The 16,817-nt window shown below is 39.6% G+C and carries 12 protein-coding genes; 5 read left to right on the forward strand and 7 right to left on the reverse strand.

What is annotated here, in order from left to right:
- Window positions 1–149: 149 nt before the first annotated feature.
- From thrC to ACZ5WS_RS00105, 4 genes are all read right to left on the reverse strand, one after another.
- A complete protein-coding gene (gene thrC / locus ACZ5WS_RS00090) occupies window positions 150–1,433 on the reverse strand; it encodes a threonine synthase (RefSeq protein WP_464709786.1) in 1,284 nt (427 codons plus the stop codon).
- 13 nt (window positions 1,434–1,446) lie between these two features.
- Window positions 1,447–2,379, reverse strand: a complete 933-nt coding sequence (gene thrB / locus ACZ5WS_RS00095; RefSeq protein WP_464709788.1) for a homoserine kinase — start codon at window positions 2,377–2,379, stop codon at window positions 1,447–1,449.
- A gap of 9 nt (window positions 2,380–2,388) precedes the next feature.
- Window positions 2,389–4,806, reverse strand: a complete 2,418-nt coding sequence (gene thrA / locus ACZ5WS_RS00100) for a bifunctional aspartate kinase/homoserine dehydrogenase I (protein WP_464709789.1) — start codon at window positions 4,804–4,806, stop codon at window positions 2,389–2,391.
- A 228-nt stretch (window positions 4,807–5,034) separates the two neighbouring features.
- Window positions 5,035–5,403, reverse strand: a complete 369-nt coding sequence (locus tag ACZ5WS_RS00105) for a response regulator (protein ID WP_138605184.1) — start codon at window positions 5,401–5,403, stop codon at window positions 5,035–5,037.
- A 367-nt stretch (window positions 5,404–5,770) separates the two neighbouring features.
- Here ACZ5WS_RS00105 and ACZ5WS_RS00110 point away from each other — a divergent pair, with 367 nt between their 5' ends.
- Entirely contained in the window at window positions 5,771–7,537 is a 1,767-nt protein-coding gene (locus tag ACZ5WS_RS00110) for a sensor histidine kinase (protein ID WP_464709792.1), read from the forward strand.
- A gap of 63 nt (window positions 7,538–7,600) precedes the next feature.
- The gene (gene rdgC / locus ACZ5WS_RS00115; protein WP_010390919.1) at window positions 7,601–8,512 is read left to right on the forward strand and encodes a recombination-associated protein RdgC; all 912 of its coding nucleotides are present in this window, start codon (window positions 7,601–7,603) and stop codon (window positions 8,510–8,512) included.
- A gap of 67 nt (window positions 8,513–8,579) precedes the next feature.
- Here the strand turns inward: rdgC and ACZ5WS_RS00120 are convergent, their stop codons facing one another.
- Window positions 8,580–9,419 (reverse strand): HDOD domain-containing protein, encoded by an 840-nt coding sequence (locus tag ACZ5WS_RS00120; RefSeq protein WP_198521979.1) that lies wholly within the window; start codon window positions 9,417–9,419, stop codon window positions 8,580–8,582.
- A 282-nt stretch (window positions 9,420–9,701) separates the two neighbouring features.
- On the opposite strand from ACZ5WS_RS00120, the gene ACZ5WS_RS00125 reads away from it, so the two are divergent.
- Window positions 9,702–11,402 carry a dipeptidyl-peptidase 3 family protein gene (locus tag ACZ5WS_RS00125; RefSeq protein ID WP_290169549.1) on the forward strand — a complete coding sequence of 567 codons (1,701 nt, stop codon included), beginning with the start codon at window positions 9,702–9,704 and terminating at the stop codon, window positions 11,400–11,402.
- Window positions 11,403–11,464: 62 nt separating this feature from the next.
- Here the strand turns inward: ACZ5WS_RS00125 and ACZ5WS_RS00130 are convergent, their stop codons facing one another.
- A complete protein-coding gene (locus ACZ5WS_RS00130) occupies window positions 11,465–11,995 on the reverse strand; it encodes a protein tyrosine phosphatase family protein (RefSeq protein ID WP_290169547.1) in 531 nt (176 codons plus the stop codon).
- A gap of 30 nt (window positions 11,996–12,025) precedes the next feature.
- A complete protein-coding gene (locus ACZ5WS_RS00135; RefSeq protein ID WP_010390912.1) occupies window positions 12,026–12,424 on the reverse strand; it encodes an HIT domain-containing protein in 399 nt (132 codons plus the stop codon).
- A gap of 107 nt (window positions 12,425–12,531) precedes the next feature.
- Between ACZ5WS_RS00135 and ACZ5WS_RS00140 the strand changes: the two genes are divergently transcribed.
- Together ACZ5WS_RS00140 and ACZ5WS_RS00145 are read left to right on the forward strand one after the other, a co-directional pair.
- Window positions 12,532–14,757, forward strand: coding sequence for a S9 family peptidase (locus tag ACZ5WS_RS00140; RefSeq protein ID WP_464709802.1), 2,226 nt, complete (start codon window positions 12,532–12,534; stop codon window positions 14,755–14,757).
- A 276-nt stretch (window positions 14,758–15,033) separates the two neighbouring features.
- Window positions 15,034–16,671 carry a methyl-accepting chemotaxis protein gene (locus ACZ5WS_RS00145; protein WP_178955247.1) on the forward strand — a complete coding sequence of 546 codons (1,638 nt, stop codon included), beginning with the start codon at window positions 15,034–15,036 and terminating at the stop codon, window positions 16,669–16,671.
- Window positions 16,672–16,817: the final 146 nt, after the last annotated feature.

Genomic DNA, 16,817 nt, shown 5'->3' on the forward strand with positions numbered 1-16,817 from the left:
AGCATTTTGATGATGATATTTTTTTATAAACTAATAACAATTTTAAATGAATTTGATTTATTACATTTATTTAGCTTATGCGTTATGCCTAAAGCGACACATAAACAAACAAAAAAGCGGCCTAAGCCGCTTTTTCTAAACGTGTGATTTTAACCAAGCTTAGCAAATAGTTCGCTGCGTAAATCGTCGTAATCATTGTGCATATCAATGGCTAAACACGGTTTTGCAAGCGCATCTGCTAGCGGTTTTGGCATGGCTATTTCGGTATTTAGTACCTCTTCAACGCTTTCTTTAAATTTAGCTGGGTGTGCAGTCGCTAAAAAGATACCTGCTGCATCTGTTGCTTTATTTTCAACAAGCCCTTGGTAGGCAATCGCGGTATGAGGCTCTGCAATATAGCCAAGCTGTTGAATTTTTTTCATTACTGATTTTGTGTTTTGCTCATCCACGCTAACAGAATAAAAATTATCATAACTAAACCAGTCATTATCTAGCATAGTTTGTACTCGCGGCCAGTTATTAGGTTTACTGACATCCATAGCATTAGACAGTGACTCAATAGTGGCATTGGGCGTCCACTGTTTATCAAGCATATAACGTGGCACAGTATCATTTTGGTTTGTAGTCGCGCTTAGTTTACCTACAGGCATACCAATAACAGCACCAATCATAGCTGCACACACATTACCAAAATTACCACTGGGTACTGAAATATGCGCTGTAGCACGCTTTTCTTTTGGCAACTGTGCAATGGCCTCAAAGTAATAACAAACCTGTGCAACTAAGCGGCTAATATTGATTGAATTTGCTGAATTTAAACCAAGTTTTGCCTTTAACTCTTCATCTAAAAATGATTTCTTCACCAACTCTTGGCAATCATCAAAACTGCCTTCAATCGCGTAACAATGAATATTGTCACCGAGTGTAGTAAATAGCTTTTGCTGAGCGAGTGAAATTTTGCCCTTAGGGTATAAAATAACGACATCAATATTTGGCTTATTATAAAAAGCATGCGCAACAGCGGCGCCGGTATCACCCGACGTTGCTGTCAATATTGTCACTTTTTCGCCGTGGTTAAACTGCGCTAAACACTCCGCCATAAAGCGGCCACCAAAATCTTTAAACGCCAATGTCGGCCCATGGAAAAGCTCTAAGCAGTAGCTGTTTTCTGCAACTTTCACCAGCTTAACTGGGAAGTTAAATGCATTTTTTACCATTTGGGCAACCGTATCGCTTGGTAACTCATCACCAATCAGATGAGAGAGGATTTTGCCGCTACGAGTTACAAAGTCCATATCGAGTAACGCATCAATATCGCTAAGCGGCGCTAACGACTCTGGGAAAAACACCCCTTGATTACGCCCCAATCCAGTTTTAACGGCTTCAACAAACGACACCTTTTGTGAATTTTCTTTTAAGTTATGTAATTGCATGACTACTGCTCCTTTATGCTGTTAATTGACGCGTGCCGTCGTTATCTAATTTACAAATATGGCAGAAACCTTGCTCGTTGATGTAATTTTCCTCTAGCCACTGCGCGCATTGCTCTGCCGCTTCAAGCGTTTTACATACACTAAACAAGGTCGGCCCTGCGCCTGAAATACTTACCACTTCAGCACCGAGTTCTGGCAAACTAAGTTTGGCTTGATCAAAACCATTTATTAGTGGCGCACGATGTGGTTCAGCAATATTGTCTTGCATAATACAAAGCGCCTCATCAAAACGTGAAGTCAGTAATAAACTGCTAAAAGCCGATAATCGCTGCGCAAACTCAACCCCCGCATGCATACTTAGCTCTTTTGGTAAAACAGAGCGTGCCTTTGCGGTATTGAGCGAAAAGCCAGGAAATGCGGCAACGTAATACCAGTTTTCATCAACAGGTAACGCTATTGATTTATTTGGAATTAAGTCGCCCGTTAATTGTAAGCCACCAAGATAACAAGGAGTGATATTGTCATAATGACGTCCACCGCTTACCAAGCCCTCAAAATCGGCCATTAGCTCTATTAACTCAACTTGGCTTAAATTAGTTTGAGCAAACTTATCCAGCGCTGCAAATGCCGCAACAACAGAGCAAGCACTTGAGCCTAACCCAGACCCTATAGGCAGGTTTTTCTTCAACTCTAATTTTACGGCTGGCATATTCGGTGCTACATGTGTACGAAAATGCACTAAACATTGATACGCTAAGTTTTCATTCGCATCGCTTGGGAGTTTATGGGCGTATTTGCCACTACAAATAAACTCATCACGAGGCGCTTCACATATAGTAACCACATCCCCCAGCAAGCTGCCATCAATTGGGGCTAACGCCGCACCGAGGGAGTCAAAACCAACCGTAAAATTACCAATGGAGGCTGGCGCATAAACTTCAATCATAACCGCCCCCTAGCGTGATAGTGTTTTAAGAATATCGGCAAATACACCCGCAGCAGTTACTGCAGAGCCTGCGCCATAACCACGGATAACAAACGGACGTGGTTGGTAGTATTGGCTTAAAATAGCCAGCGCATTTTCACCATCACGAATTACACTTAATGCGTGTGATGAATCTACCGCTTCAATACCTACTTTACAGTGTCCATTTTTAATTGTGCCTACATAGCGAAGTACTTTACCTTCACTTGCTGCACTTTGAACACGGTCGTTAAAACCAGCATCTAAGCTAGGTAATTTCGCCATAAACTGCTCAACATTGTCACCTTGGGCAAAACCTGGCGGTAAAACCGACTCCACTTCAATATCGCTAAGCTCTAATTTCATACCGGCTTCACGTGCAATGATCAGTAATTTACGTGCTACGTCAGTTCCCGATAAGTCATCGCGCGGATCGGGCTCTGTAAAGCCGCTTTCTTTGGCTTTAATTGTTGCTTCAGAAAGTGATAAACCATCTTCTAGTGCACCAAACATGTATGAAAGCGAGCCTGATAAAATACCACTAAACTCAAGTAACTCATCACCTGCACCAAACAACGATTGCAAGTTATCGATTACAGGTAAACCTGCACCTACGTTAGTTTCGTATAAAAACTTACGATTATTTTTATGTGTTGCTGCAATTAAATCTTGGTAATACGTATATGAGCTCGTGGTGGCTTTTTTATTGGCAGCCACAACGTGGAAACCCGCATTTAAAAAATCGACGTATTGCGAAGCCAAGGCATCTGATGAAGTACAATCAACTAGCACAGGGTTAACCAAGTGGTTTTGCTTAACAAACTGTTCTACTAATTTTAAATCAAATGCTTGCTCTGATTGCGTTAGTTTTTGTTGCCAATCATCAAAAGCAATGCCTTCACCATCAAGGTGTAATTGACGAGAATTAGCCACACCGTATAGGTTTAATTTAATATTACGCTTTTCAAGCCATGCTTGTTGACGTTCAAGCTGATTTATTAGCTCTTGACCGACTAAGCCACATCCCAATAAAAACACATCGATTGAAGGCACATGAGTGAAAAAGTTTTCATGACAGATTTTAACCGCGTCATTACACAACTCACCATCAATAACCGCAGAAATAGCGCTTTCAGTTGAGTCTTGCGCTATGGCAACAATGTTTACTTGTGCTTGAGCAAGCGATGCAAAAAACTTAGCAGCTAAGCCTTTATGTGCGCGCATGTTATCGCCCACTAGCGTTACTATTGCTAAATTACGTTGCACATTTACCGGCTCAATTAAGCCAGCTTTTGACTCTAAGTCAAAGGCCACTTGCAACGCACTTAACGCTAGGTTTAAATCACTTTCATGAACACAAAAACTGATGCTAAATTCACATGATGATTGAGTGATCAGGACGATTGACACGTTATCATGCGCTAATGCATTAAATACTTTCGATGCCATACCCACTTTGCCCTTCATACCAGGACCTGAAACGGTCAACATAGCTAAGTTTTGTAGGCTTGAGAGTGCTTTTACTGGCTCATCAGATACCGTATCGTTACTAATTAATGAGCCTTGTGCATCTGGGTTATGAGTGTTTTTAATTTCGCATGGCACTCCAGCTTTTGCACACGGTAGGATAGTTTTAGGGTGCAACACTTTAGCGCCAAAATAAGAAAGCTCCATCGCCTCTTTGTAAGATAGGAAATCAACCTTAGTGGCTTTTTTGATATAACGCGGATCGGCGCTGTATACACCATCAACGTCAGTCCATATTTGGCACACTTGCGCCTCTAAACACGCTGCAGCAATCGCCGCTGAATAATCAGAGCCATTTCGACCAAGTGTTGTGAGCTCACCTTTATCGTTACTTGCAGTAAATCCAGGCATGATGTAAACCGTTGCTGGTGACTCTTTTAGTACCGCTTGAAAACGGGCTTTACTGGCGACTAAATCGGCCTCAGCGTCAATGTGTCCACCCGTTGAAACAATACAGTCTGTTGCTTGTAAATAATGCGCGTTATGATCGGCTAGTAAGCTTTGCATTAGCGATACGCTAACACGTTCACCAAAGCTAATAATAAAAGCCCTGATTTTGTCTGGGCAACACTTAATAAGTGCAACCCCATCAAGCTTATTTTTCAATTCGTTAAAGTCTGGCCAGTTTTGAACTGTTCCTTGTTTTTCCTCTACAGCTGCTTTTAAAGCATTGCAGCGGGTAACAAGTGCATCCCACAACGGGTTGAAATCCAGCCCCTGCTCTGCGGCACTAGCCAGCGCAACAAGCGAATCTGTCATACCGCCAGGCGCTGAAAGCACCAGTAACATTTCATCTTTTAATTGTGCCTTAGCTAGAGCAGCTACTTGCTCTAAACAGGCAAAGTCAGCGAGCGATGAGCCACCAAATTTTAAAACGCGCATTTTTATGTTTCCTCATTCCATAAAACGAAAAAAGGCCTGTGTTCTAAGTGAACACAGGCCTTTAAATTTGTTGCACCGACCTATGCCACTATCCAGTAAGAATGGTGGTTGTAATAATAATGGTCGTTACAAGACTAAATGTTTTCATAGCTTAAGACTGCCTTAACAAAGGCTATTCTGTCAACCCTAAATTAGAAGATAAAACAGTCTTTTTCATCATGAATTTTATTAATAAATGCCAAACTTATGCAAAACGTCGTTAAGTTGTGCTTTATTAATCGGTTTGTGAATAAAATCGATTGCGCCGAGTTGCGCTACGCGATCTCGCATTTTTTGTTGAATATCTGCAGAAATTACCAATACATAAGTTTCTATTTTATTTGCTTTGACCTGCTCAAGCACTGCAATCCCATCCACTTCAGGCATGGTTAAATCGAGGCATAAGAGATCAAAATGCTTATGGTGTAATAACGCCAAGGCTTCTTTACCATTGGTTGCCTGTTGAATATCAGCATCAATACACTCATTTAAACAGCGGATCACTTGTTTACGAGCAACAGTTGAGTCATCACAGACTAAAATAGAAAAACGCATCATAATGACAATTTAATTAAACTCATATAAAACACCTAAACCCACGCTAAAATTAATTTGCTTACTCAGGCAGCAAAAAGTCAAAAATATAACCAACATAAGTAGCGAGCAGGTTATTTACTGTATCTTTTACTAACGTTATCAATAAAGTGCATTAATGCACAATAAAAATTAGCAAAATAACTCTACCTAATTTGAAAACAAACTAGCGAAACACACTATGCTTTATTGTTAAGTTCATGAGGTAATCCTTATTTAAGATCGCAAAATAACAATATAATAAAATATATGTTTATTTTTAATGATTTATTAACTAATGTTTATAAGCGTACACTAATAGTTGAATAATTAAAGGAAATACAAGTCCCTCATGCCGCAAAAAAGTCTTTCAACAAAGTTACTCACACGAGTTTTATCGGTTTATTTTATACTGACTTTTGTGGTGACCTGCGGACAAATCTTCGCAGAGTATGTTAATACCAAAGATTACATACGCGATGAGCTCGGCACACTGCAAAAAACATTTGGTAGAAGTCTAACCCGAGCAATTTGGGAGTTAAATATAAAACAAACCACAACAACCGCAGAAGGATTACTTGATATACCTATGGTTGAAGGGGTTATTATTCGTGATGATAATGGCGCTATTATTTCTCAATTAGGCCGCGCGCTAAACATTCACAACCTATATAGTCAGCAACTTGTCCAAGAAGACGTGATTGTAGAAGACGCCAAAGCAGGTTTATTTGGTTATACATTTCCGCTTATTTTTGAATTTTCAGGTCGCGCCACCCAAGTAGGTGATGTGACTTTATTTTCTAGCCGCGACGTGATTTTTAGTCGTATTATGCTATCTATTTACTTTTTAATTGGCAACGCCATGATTAAAACCACCTTTTTAATCATCTTGTTTTTAATCGCATTTAGAAAGCTGCTAACGGAGCCACTCACACAACTTACTGAACAAATTGAATATCTTGAATTAGAAGAGCTCGATGGCCAGCGCGTTAAAATTGTCACTGACGAAAATAACGAACTAAAAGTAATGGAGCGCTCTTTTAACAATTTGATCTCTAAAGTTGTTGAGTATAAAAAAGAGTTAAAGCAAACCCAGAATGACCTAATCGAAAGTAATCAAAAACTAGATCAACAAAATTTGCAGCTTGAACAAGACGTAGCGCGTAAAACATCAAACCTGAGCCAAGCAATGATCGACCTACAGCAACAAAAATATGAACTCGAACGCCAAAAAGCAGTATTAACTGAAGAAGTTGACCTACGAAAGCAAACCGAGCAAGAGCTGCTAAGTAAACAAACCCAACTACAAAACTCACTCGATGAACTAAGCTTTGCGCAAGAGCAGCTTGTTGGCTCAGAAAAAATGGCGGTATTAGGCGGTTTAGTGGCGGGTATTACTCATGAAATTAATACCCCTATTGGTATCGGCGTAACCGCGACTTCATTTTTACATGAGCGTTTAACTGAAATAGAAACTGCGTTTAAAAACAAATCACTATCCTCTTCAGCACTGGAGAGCTTTATTAATGATGCAGCACAAAGTGCTCAACTACTCTCTCACAATTTAGAGCGCGCATCTGACTTAATCACGAGCTTTAAACAAATTGCAGTTGATCAAGCCAGTGAGGCGCTAAGAACCATTAACTTTAAGGATTACATTAACGAGGTTATACGTTCTTTACATCCGCAAATTAAAAAAACATCCCACAGTATTCGCCTGCATTGCCCGGATGATTTAATTATTAATTTACCTGCGGGGGTGATCAGCCAAATATTTACTAACTTAATTATGAATTCATTACTGCATGGCTTTGAAAATATAAACAGTGGCCAAATTACCATAGATGTAAATACCGATGAAAACGACTTAGTCATTAATTACCAAGATAATGGTATCGGGTTGAAACCGGCTCAACTTAAGCGTTTATTTGACCCATTCTTCACCACAAAGCGTGATGAAGGTGGCAGCGGCTTAGGTGCTCACATTATTTTTAACCTCGTAAAACAAACACTCAATGGCAAAATTGAAGTCAGTAGCGAACCTAACCAAGGGTTACATTACCGAATTTCGTTCCCTAAAAATATGTCATCCCCCCTGCCACTTTTTAAACTCGATTAGCCGTTTCTAGAAGCGGCTTTTATTGCTATGATTGCACAAATTTTTTAAATGGATCATTTCCCTATGTGGTTTAGTAACCTTATATGCTATCGCTTTAAACAAGACGTTTCATACACTCAAGAAGACTTTGACAAGGCATTAGAACAAGATCTATTTCGTCCATGTACTGGCCAAGAGTTGGCAACATTTGGCTGGACAAAAGCATTTGGTAAACATGGTGAAACTTTGTCTCACTTTTCACAAAAAAGCATTTTAGTCTGCGCCAAGCGTGAAGAGAAAGTGTTACCGGCATCTGTAATAAATGAGCTTGTTGCAGAGAAGGTTGATCAGATTGAAGCTGAAGAAAATCGACCAGTAAAGAAAAAAGAAAAAGATGAATTAAAAGAAAACATCTTGCACACGCTACTGCCACAAGCATTTAAAAAGTCGAGCCTACAGTTTGCGTTCATAGACCAGGAAAATGGTTGGGTTGTAGTTAATAGCGCAAGCTTTAATAAAGCTGAAGAGCTTCTGGCGTTATTACGTAAATCATTAGGTACGCTACCCGTTGTTCCTGCGTTTGCTAACTATGATTTAGATGTATTTTTAACTGACTGGCTTACAAACTTTAGTACACCTGAGGGCTTTGCGATTGGCTCAGATGCTGAGCTTGAAGAAGCGGATGACAGTGGAGCCCAAGTTAAGCTTAAAGGCCATGACTTAGCGTGTGACGAAGTAAAATCACACCTTGAAAGTGGTAAACGCGTGACTAAGCTTGCCTTGGATTGGCAAGAACGCGTTAAGTTTATGCTACAAAACGATGGTTCAATTAAACGTTTAAGCTATAGCGAAACACTTAAAGAAGAAAATGCCGATATTCCTAAAGAAGATATGGCGGTTAAACTAGACGCTGACTTTATTCTTGCATCTGAGGAAATTAAACAGCTTCTTGAAGAGCTTACTCAAGGCTTAGGTGATGCAGACGATTTAGCGTAAAAGCTTTATTAAATAGTATTACAAATAAAAAGCACGATACTAATCGTGCTTTTTATTGTTCAAAAATTTAGCTAAACATTTCTTTTACGTCTTCAACCATGTGCAAGTATTCCTCATTCTCTAACATTTCTAATGAAGGAAAAATGCCTTTATCAATATAAGTTTGTAGCGCCGCAGATTTATCTGATACTTGTAGGGTTCCCTCAAGGATTGCACCAATGCGAATGAAGTCGATATAACTCACTTCAGTAGAGCGATAGTTAACATCTGCCCAGTGCTGTGCAACTTCTGCAAACACGTCTGGGAATTCCCATGCTTTCATAATTGAGCCGCCAATTTTACCGCTTAAGCGTTGAATTGCGTGCGCTAAAAAACTCGGATTGGCAAACACTTCTGGGTGTCGCTCAGCCTCAGTTAAAATCGGTAACACCCCAATATTATAAACCAATGAAGCTAGTGTAATGGCATCACGGTTAAGCGAAGTGTGAGTATTTCTTTTTAAATAAAACTCCATCAATGAAATAGAATGCGAGGCCACATGCAGCGTTTTTTGCCACGCCTTGCCCATGTATCCCTTTATTAGCTCATTATTAGATACAAACAGCTGCTCCATTGCCATAGCTGTAGCTATATTTTTTATTTGTCTCAAGCCAATACGTGTCACTGCTTGATGTAAGTTAGACACCTTTACAGCACGGCCCATAATGGCACTATTTGCTACTTTAATCATTCGCGCAGACAGTGCAGGGTCATGTGCTATTGCATCTGACATTTGCATCAAATTTACATCTGGATTGTCAGCGGCTTGACGAACCTTAATAGCTACCTCTGGTAACGTAGGTAACACCAGTGTGTCGTTGTTAATTCTGTCAACCAAAATTGTGAGTAAGGCATTTTCTGTAGACATAAAATATCCCTTTGCTTAATGACCTACACTTTACAGCAAGTCTTATATTATTAATTATTTCAAAGCTTAGCAGTACTAAACATATACCCAAAGTAGAAAAAATTGTAGATAATTATTGATTATTTACTAGTGCCCCACTGATTTATGCGCACTAACGCCTAATACTTGCTATTTGCTAGTGTGTTTTGCTTTAATGCAAACATGCTAAGGCACATTAACACGCTTTCAGTACCTTAACTTACAGTATACAAGTTATAAAATAGACTTTTTAAAGGCAATATAATGATCTTAAATAAAATTAGCCAAGCAATACTGCTCTCTGGCGCTGTTTTTCTTAGTGCCTGCTCTGAGCAAGCACCATCTTCAAGTAATACGCCGCAAAGCTCAGCGCCAACGGCTTCTCAAACGCCTTCAGGGCCAGCGCTTGTTAATATTGACCGTCAACGCTTAGACATATACACAGACTTTAGTTTACAAAGTGACTTATCACACTTGTCTGACAATCAAAAAGCTATGGTAGCTAAACTTATTGATGCTTCAAAAATTATGGATGATTTATTCTGGAAGCAAGCATTTGGTAAAGATAAAAAAGACTTTTTAGCACAACTAGATGATGAAAAAGTACGTCAGTTTGCTGATATTAACTATGGCCCATGGGATCGCTTAAACGGCGATGAAGTATTCTTATCAGGCTATAAAGAAAAACCGCTTGGTGCAGGCTTTTACCCAGCCGACATCACCAAAGAAGAGCTTACTAACGCTGATGTAAAAGATAAAACAGGTCTTTACTCACTGATTAAACGCGATGAGCTTGGTAATTTATACAGCACACCTTATTCAGAAGAGTATGCAGTAGAGCTTGCTCAAGCTGCAGAGTTACTTAGAGAAGCCAGCAAACTAGCCGACGATCAAGAATTCGCCAACTACTTAAACTTACGAGCTGACGCAATACAAAGCGATGACTTCCAAGCCTCTGACTTCGCTTGGATGGATATGAAAAATAATCCAATTGATGTCGTTATTGGCCCAATTGAAAACTACGAAGACCAATTATTTGGTTACCGCGCAGCTTATGAATCGTATGTTCTTATTAAAGATTTAAAGTGGAGCGAGCGACTAGCGAAATTTGCAGCGTTTTTACCTGAGTTGCAAAAAGGCTTACCTGTCGATAGCAAATACAAGCAAGAAGTACCGGGCTCAGATGCCGACTTAAATGCCTATGATGTTGTTTATTATGCTGGGCACTCAAATGCTGGCAGTAAAACCATTGCAATTAACTTGCCCAATGATGAGCAAGTGCAATTAGAAAAAGGCACACGTCGTTTACAGCTTAAAAACGCAATGCGTGCGAAGTTTGATAAAATTTTAGTGCCTATCTCAGAGCAGTTAATTGTGCCAGAGCAACGCAAACACATTACCTTTGATGCATTTTTTGCCAATACCATGTTCCATGAAGTGGCTCACGGTTTAGGGATTAAAAACACCTTAACGGGTAAAGGTACCGTTCGCCAATCACTTCAAGAACATGCTAGTGCTTTAGAAGAAGGTAAAGCCGATATTCTTGGTTTATACATGGTTGAACAGTTACTTAAAAAAGGTGAGATCACTGAAGGGACGTTAGAAGATTACTACACCACCTTTATGGCGGGTATTTTCCGCTCAGTGCGCTTCGGTGCCTCAAGTGCACATGGTAAAGCAAACATGATCCGCTTTAACTTTTTTGCTCAAGAAGGTGCTTTTTCTAAAAATGAAGACGGGCTTTATAGCATCAACATGGATAAAATGGGGGATGCTATGGCAAAGTTATCGCGCCTTATTTTAACTCTACAAGGTGACGGTGATTACGAAAAAGTAGATCAACTTATTGCCACTCATGGCGATATTAAAGCGGAACTTGCTAAAGATTTAGAAAAGTTAAGCAAAGCGAACATCCCTGTAGATGTGACCTTCAAACAAGGCAAAGATGTGCTTGGCCTTAATTAACAAAAGCTAATTAAATAAAAAAGCGTTACATTGTAACGCTTTTTTATTACTTATCAGTATGCTTATTTGTCATTCATCACTTTGCGTACAACCGGTTCAAGGCTTGCCATTCCCCACTGCTTACCGATTTCAATCGCATACTCTATATCTGTACCTTGCTGATGGGCTGAAATAGCCATTAACGCGCCAACACGGTTGCTACTTGCACAATGAACAACCACCGACTCACCTTTAAGTTGCTCTAAAAGATTGGCTAACTGCTTTGCATTATCAGTGTTTACGTCTTTTGCACCCGCAATCTCAATTACGTGGTAGCTCATTCCTAAAGAGTTGACTAACGCGCCTTCATCCCAGTCTTGCTCATCTGCTGCACGTAAATTAATAACATGCTTTACCTTGGCTTGCGATAATTGCTTAAACTGCTCTTTAGTCGGTTGCGCTGCTGAAAAAATCAGGTTGTTATGTGCTGCAAAGTTTTTAATGCTAACGTTATTTACTACATCCGTAGCTACCGGCTGCTCGCTCGCTATTACTGTTGAAACAGCAATGGCTGCTATAAATACACTAGTGCAGAGTTGTTTTATTAATTTCATACTATCTCCTCAAAGTAACCCATTCTGATTTTAAAAATGCGTTTTTAATTGCTCTATCTGCTCATTAGTATAAGGGACACTTGGAAACTTGCCCCATACCGGCGCAGGCCATGCAATATCTGTTTTAAAACGCGCTATATGATGAATATGTAATTGCGGAACCATATTGCCAAGCGCGGCCACATTTAACTTATCAGGATTAAACACCTCAATTAATAAATGACTGAGCTTAGCCGACTCTTGTAAATAAGTAATTTGTTGCTGCTCGGTTAAATCTATTATCTCTTTTAAACCCGCTATTCTAGGAACTAATATAAACCATGGGTATTGGCTGTCATTTAGTAGTAATACCTTACAAAGAGGCCAATCGGCCAGTTCAATACAATCTCTTGTCAGCTCTGGGGCTAAGGTAAATGATGTTTCGCGCATGTTAAATCCTTAGGTTATTTTACTTCACACTTTATAGCATTTAGTTGCAGTTGCACACGCTTGTGCTTTACCATCGGGGATAATTTTATGTAAGTAAAGGCAATCCTGTGTTAAAAAAACTAAAACACCTCTCACTGGCAATCCCCCTGATGGCGGGCGCATTAAGCGTTCAAGCAAAGCCGTTAACGCTTGAGCGTATATTTGATGATCCAAGCTTAGCTGGCAAATCTCCGGTACAACTTAAGTTTTCTCCCGATGGTAGCCGTGTTACCTACTTACAAGGTAAAGCAGATGACTATAACCGCTATGATTTATGGGAATATAATTTAAAAGATAACACCAATCGATTGCTCGTTGATTCAGCGCAATTATTTTCAGGCCCAGAAAATCTGTCAGATGAAGAAAAAGCACGCCGTGAACGCCAGCGTATTTTTGGAAAAGGTATTCTTGAATACAAATGGTCAAAAGATGGTAAAGCGTTATTATTTCCTCTTAATGGCGACCTTTATTACTTCGACTTAAAAACAAAAAATAGTAAAAAGCTGACTAACACTGAAGCATTTGAAACCGATGCGCGCTTTTCTCCAAAAGGTAATTTTGTGTCGTTTGTTCGTGAGCAAAACCTCTTCGCATTAGAACTGGCATCTGGTAAAGAAATTCAATTAAGTAAAGATGGCGGTGGCGTTATTAAAAACGGTATGGCCGAATTTGTGGCGCAAGAAGAAATGAGCCGCATGACCGGTTATTGGTGGGCAAATGATGAATCTAAAATCGCCTTTACTCGCGTTGATGAAAGCCCTGTTCAAGAAGCGATTCGTAACGAAATTTATGCTGATGAAGTAAAGCTATTTAATCAGCGCTACCCATTTACTGGCACTAACAATGTTGACATTCAACTTGGCGTTGTAAAGCTTAATGACCAAATGGTTGACTGGATTGACTTAGGTGAAAATAAAGATATTTATATCGCTCGTGCTAAATGGTTAAACGATAGCAACACCCTGTCTTACCAGTGGCAAAATCGTTCTCAGCACAATTTAGAATTACGCTTTTACAACAGTAAAACAAAACAGCAAACCGTCGCATTAACTGAAAAAAGCGATACTTGGATAAACCTACATTTTGATCTTGAGTTTTTAAAAGATAAAAAGCATTTTGTGTGGGCCTCGGAGCGAGATGGATTTAAGCACCTTTATTTGTACGGTAATAATGGCCAACTTATTCGTCAAATAACAGCTGGTGACTGGGTTGTTGATAGCTTAAAAGGCGTAGATGAAAAAAATGGTATAGTTTACTTTGCAGCGCGTAAAGATACTGCGCTTGAAAGCCACTTATACAGTGCGCCTTTATTTAAAAAAGGAGCAATTAAGCGTATAACTGAAAAAGGCCAATACCACAATGTTGTACTGGCAAAAGATAACAAAACCTTCATTGACACTAGTTCATCGGTGAATAAGCCAAATTCAGCAGCGCTGCGCAAAATCAATGGTGAGTTTATTACGTGGCTTGAAGAGAATAAACTAGACGACTCTCACCCACTAACTCCCTTTTTAACCGATTTAGCACAGCCTGAGTACGGTACTATTACCGCTGAAGACGGCCAAGTTATGCATTACCGTTTATTTAAACCTACAAACATGGCTAAGGGTAAAAAGCACCCGGTTATTGTTAACGTGTATGGCGGCCCTCATGCTCAGCGAGTAACTAATAGTTGGCGTAGTAAAAACTTATATTTTCAATATATGGCGCAACAAGGTTATGTTATTTTTCAACTAGATAACCGCGGCTCTTATAATCGTGGTAAAAAGTTTGAAGATGCAATATATAAAAATTTAGGTGTTGTTGAAGTAGCTGATCAGATTAAAGGCGTTGAGTTTTTACGTACACTTGATTACGTAGACCCTGCACGCATTGGTATTTATGGTCACAGCTACGGTGGTTATATGGCGCTAATGACCATGTTTAAAGCAGGCGATTACTTTAGTGCTGGTGTTTCAGGCGCACCTGTAACTGACTGGGCCTTATACGATACTCACTACACCGAGCGTTACTTGGGTCACCCTGATACAAATGCGCAAGGTTATACCGACAGTGCTGTTTTCCCATATGCTGAAGGCCTTAAAGGCCCATTAATGATTTACCATGGTATGGCCGATGACAACGTGTTGTTTACCCATGCAACAAAATTGTTTAAACAGCTGCAAGATAACAATCAACAGTTTGAAATGATGACTTACCCAGGCTCAAAACATAGTCTTCGCGGTAAACAAGTTCAAACTCATTTACATCAAACTATTACTAACTTCTTTAACCGTAATTTTAATACAAATTAACTAACGTTAGGTTAATTATTCGACTAAAGGCTGATACAAGTATCAGCCTTTTTTTATGCAAATAAGATATATTGAAACGTCAGCAAACAATAATTAAATCAATTTGAGCATAGGGTAACTAAAAATCTAAGCCTGAGCGCGCAACTTGTATTGTATTTAAATTAACCACTAACAACTAAATATAAAAATTCAATATTATGAAAATAAAGCTCTATTAGCCTATATTTTAACTATGCTTATTAAAGAGAAGTAATGCTCTTATACAGGAACATGTTTATGCTAAATCTCCGTCGTTTTACTATATTTCAACGTCTAGCCATTTTAGTAGGGATTGTAATATTTGGTTTAATTGTATTGAGTATTTCGAGCTTGAGTAATCAATACCAAGCGCTCAAAAACGAGCAATACCTTAAAACTAAAAATGTGGTAGAAACTGCATATAGTACTATTAAGCACTATGCAGCCCTTGAACAAAACCAAACTCTTACTCGCCAACAAGCACAGTCTCAAGCAATCGCATCAATCCGCTCATTGCGCTACGATGACACTAACTATTTTTGGATCAATAATTACCAGCCGGCGATGGTAATGCACCCAATAAAACCAGCTCTTGAGGGAAAAGATTTAACTAATAATAAAGACCCTGATGGCACCCCGTTATTTGTTGAGATGGTTAGCGTTGTAAAACAATCCGGCGAAGGTTATGTGCCTTATAAATGGCCAAAGCCCGGTAATGACAACCCCGTAGATAAAATTGCGTTTGTTAAAGGTTTTGATCAGTGGCAATGGATAATCGGCTCGGGAGTTTATCTTGATACCATAGACAGTGCCTTTTCGCAGCAGCGCACTATCATCATTATCAACGTTGTTATTATGATTATTGTGGTGGTGTTATTTAGCTACTTTATTGGCCGAAGCATTTTAACGCCGACTCGTTTAGCAGCGCAGATGATGAAAGATATCTCTCAAGGTGAGGGGGATTTAACTCGTACTCTCAACGAAAATGGTAATGATGAAATATCTCAACTTTCGAGATCATTTAATTTATTTGTCTCTAAAATTAGAGAGTCTTTAGTACTAGTTGCCAAAAGCGCAAACGATGTAAACGAGCATGCCCATGCTGTAGATGATTCTAGCAAAACCAGCCAGTCGTTTATTGAGCTTCAAAACGACAGTAGCACCCAAGTAGCCGCTGCAATGGAGGAAATGACTCATCAAATTCATGATGTTAGCCGTAATGCCGAAGCCGCTGAACAAGCCGCAAATGATACTGCCAGTAATGCATCAACGGGTAAAAATGTGGTATCTAAAACGATTATCGCCATTGAAACCCTCTCGAGTAATATAGAAACCGTAAGCAAAGTAACCGCTGATCTTGCTCAAGAGAGTAATAATATTGGTTCGGTGCTTGATGTAATAAGAAGTATTGCAGAGCAAACTAACCTGTTGGCACTCAATGCAGCCATTGAGGCTGCACGGGCAGGTGAACATGGTAGAGGCTTTGCCGTCGTAGCCGATGAAGTAAGAACCTTAGCAAGTCGAACGGGTAAAAGCACGGATGAAATTCAAGCCATGATAGCTAAACTGCAAGAAGGCGCTAAAGCCGCAGTTGAGGCGGTAAAATCTAGCCAAGAAATTTCTATTTCTACGGTTGAACAAGCCTCTTCAGCAAATACATCACTGGATGAAATAGACAGGTTAGTAGCGGTGATCACCGATATGAACGGCCAAATTGCAAGAGCAACAGAGCAGCAAACATCGGCCGCAGATGAAGTGAACTTAAGAATTAACGATCTATCGCAATCAACGGAGCAATCATTAGGTAATACGAAGGATTTAACCCTTGCCAGCGACAAACTCAAACAAAGCAGTGTTGAATTATCTAGCGTGGTATCGCGCTTTAAGCTGAGTTAACCTGAATTCCGGATAATAAATCTATCTCAAGCAGCTATTTTCAGCGCTAACTGCGTTGAATTTACTTGCAATAGGCTAGCTATTGACGCGTAATTTCGCCTTGTTTTCACTGAAAATCTCTAGCTAGAGAAAATTAAACATAAATA

The organism is Pseudoalteromonas sp. 11L1 (assembly GCF_055397545.1).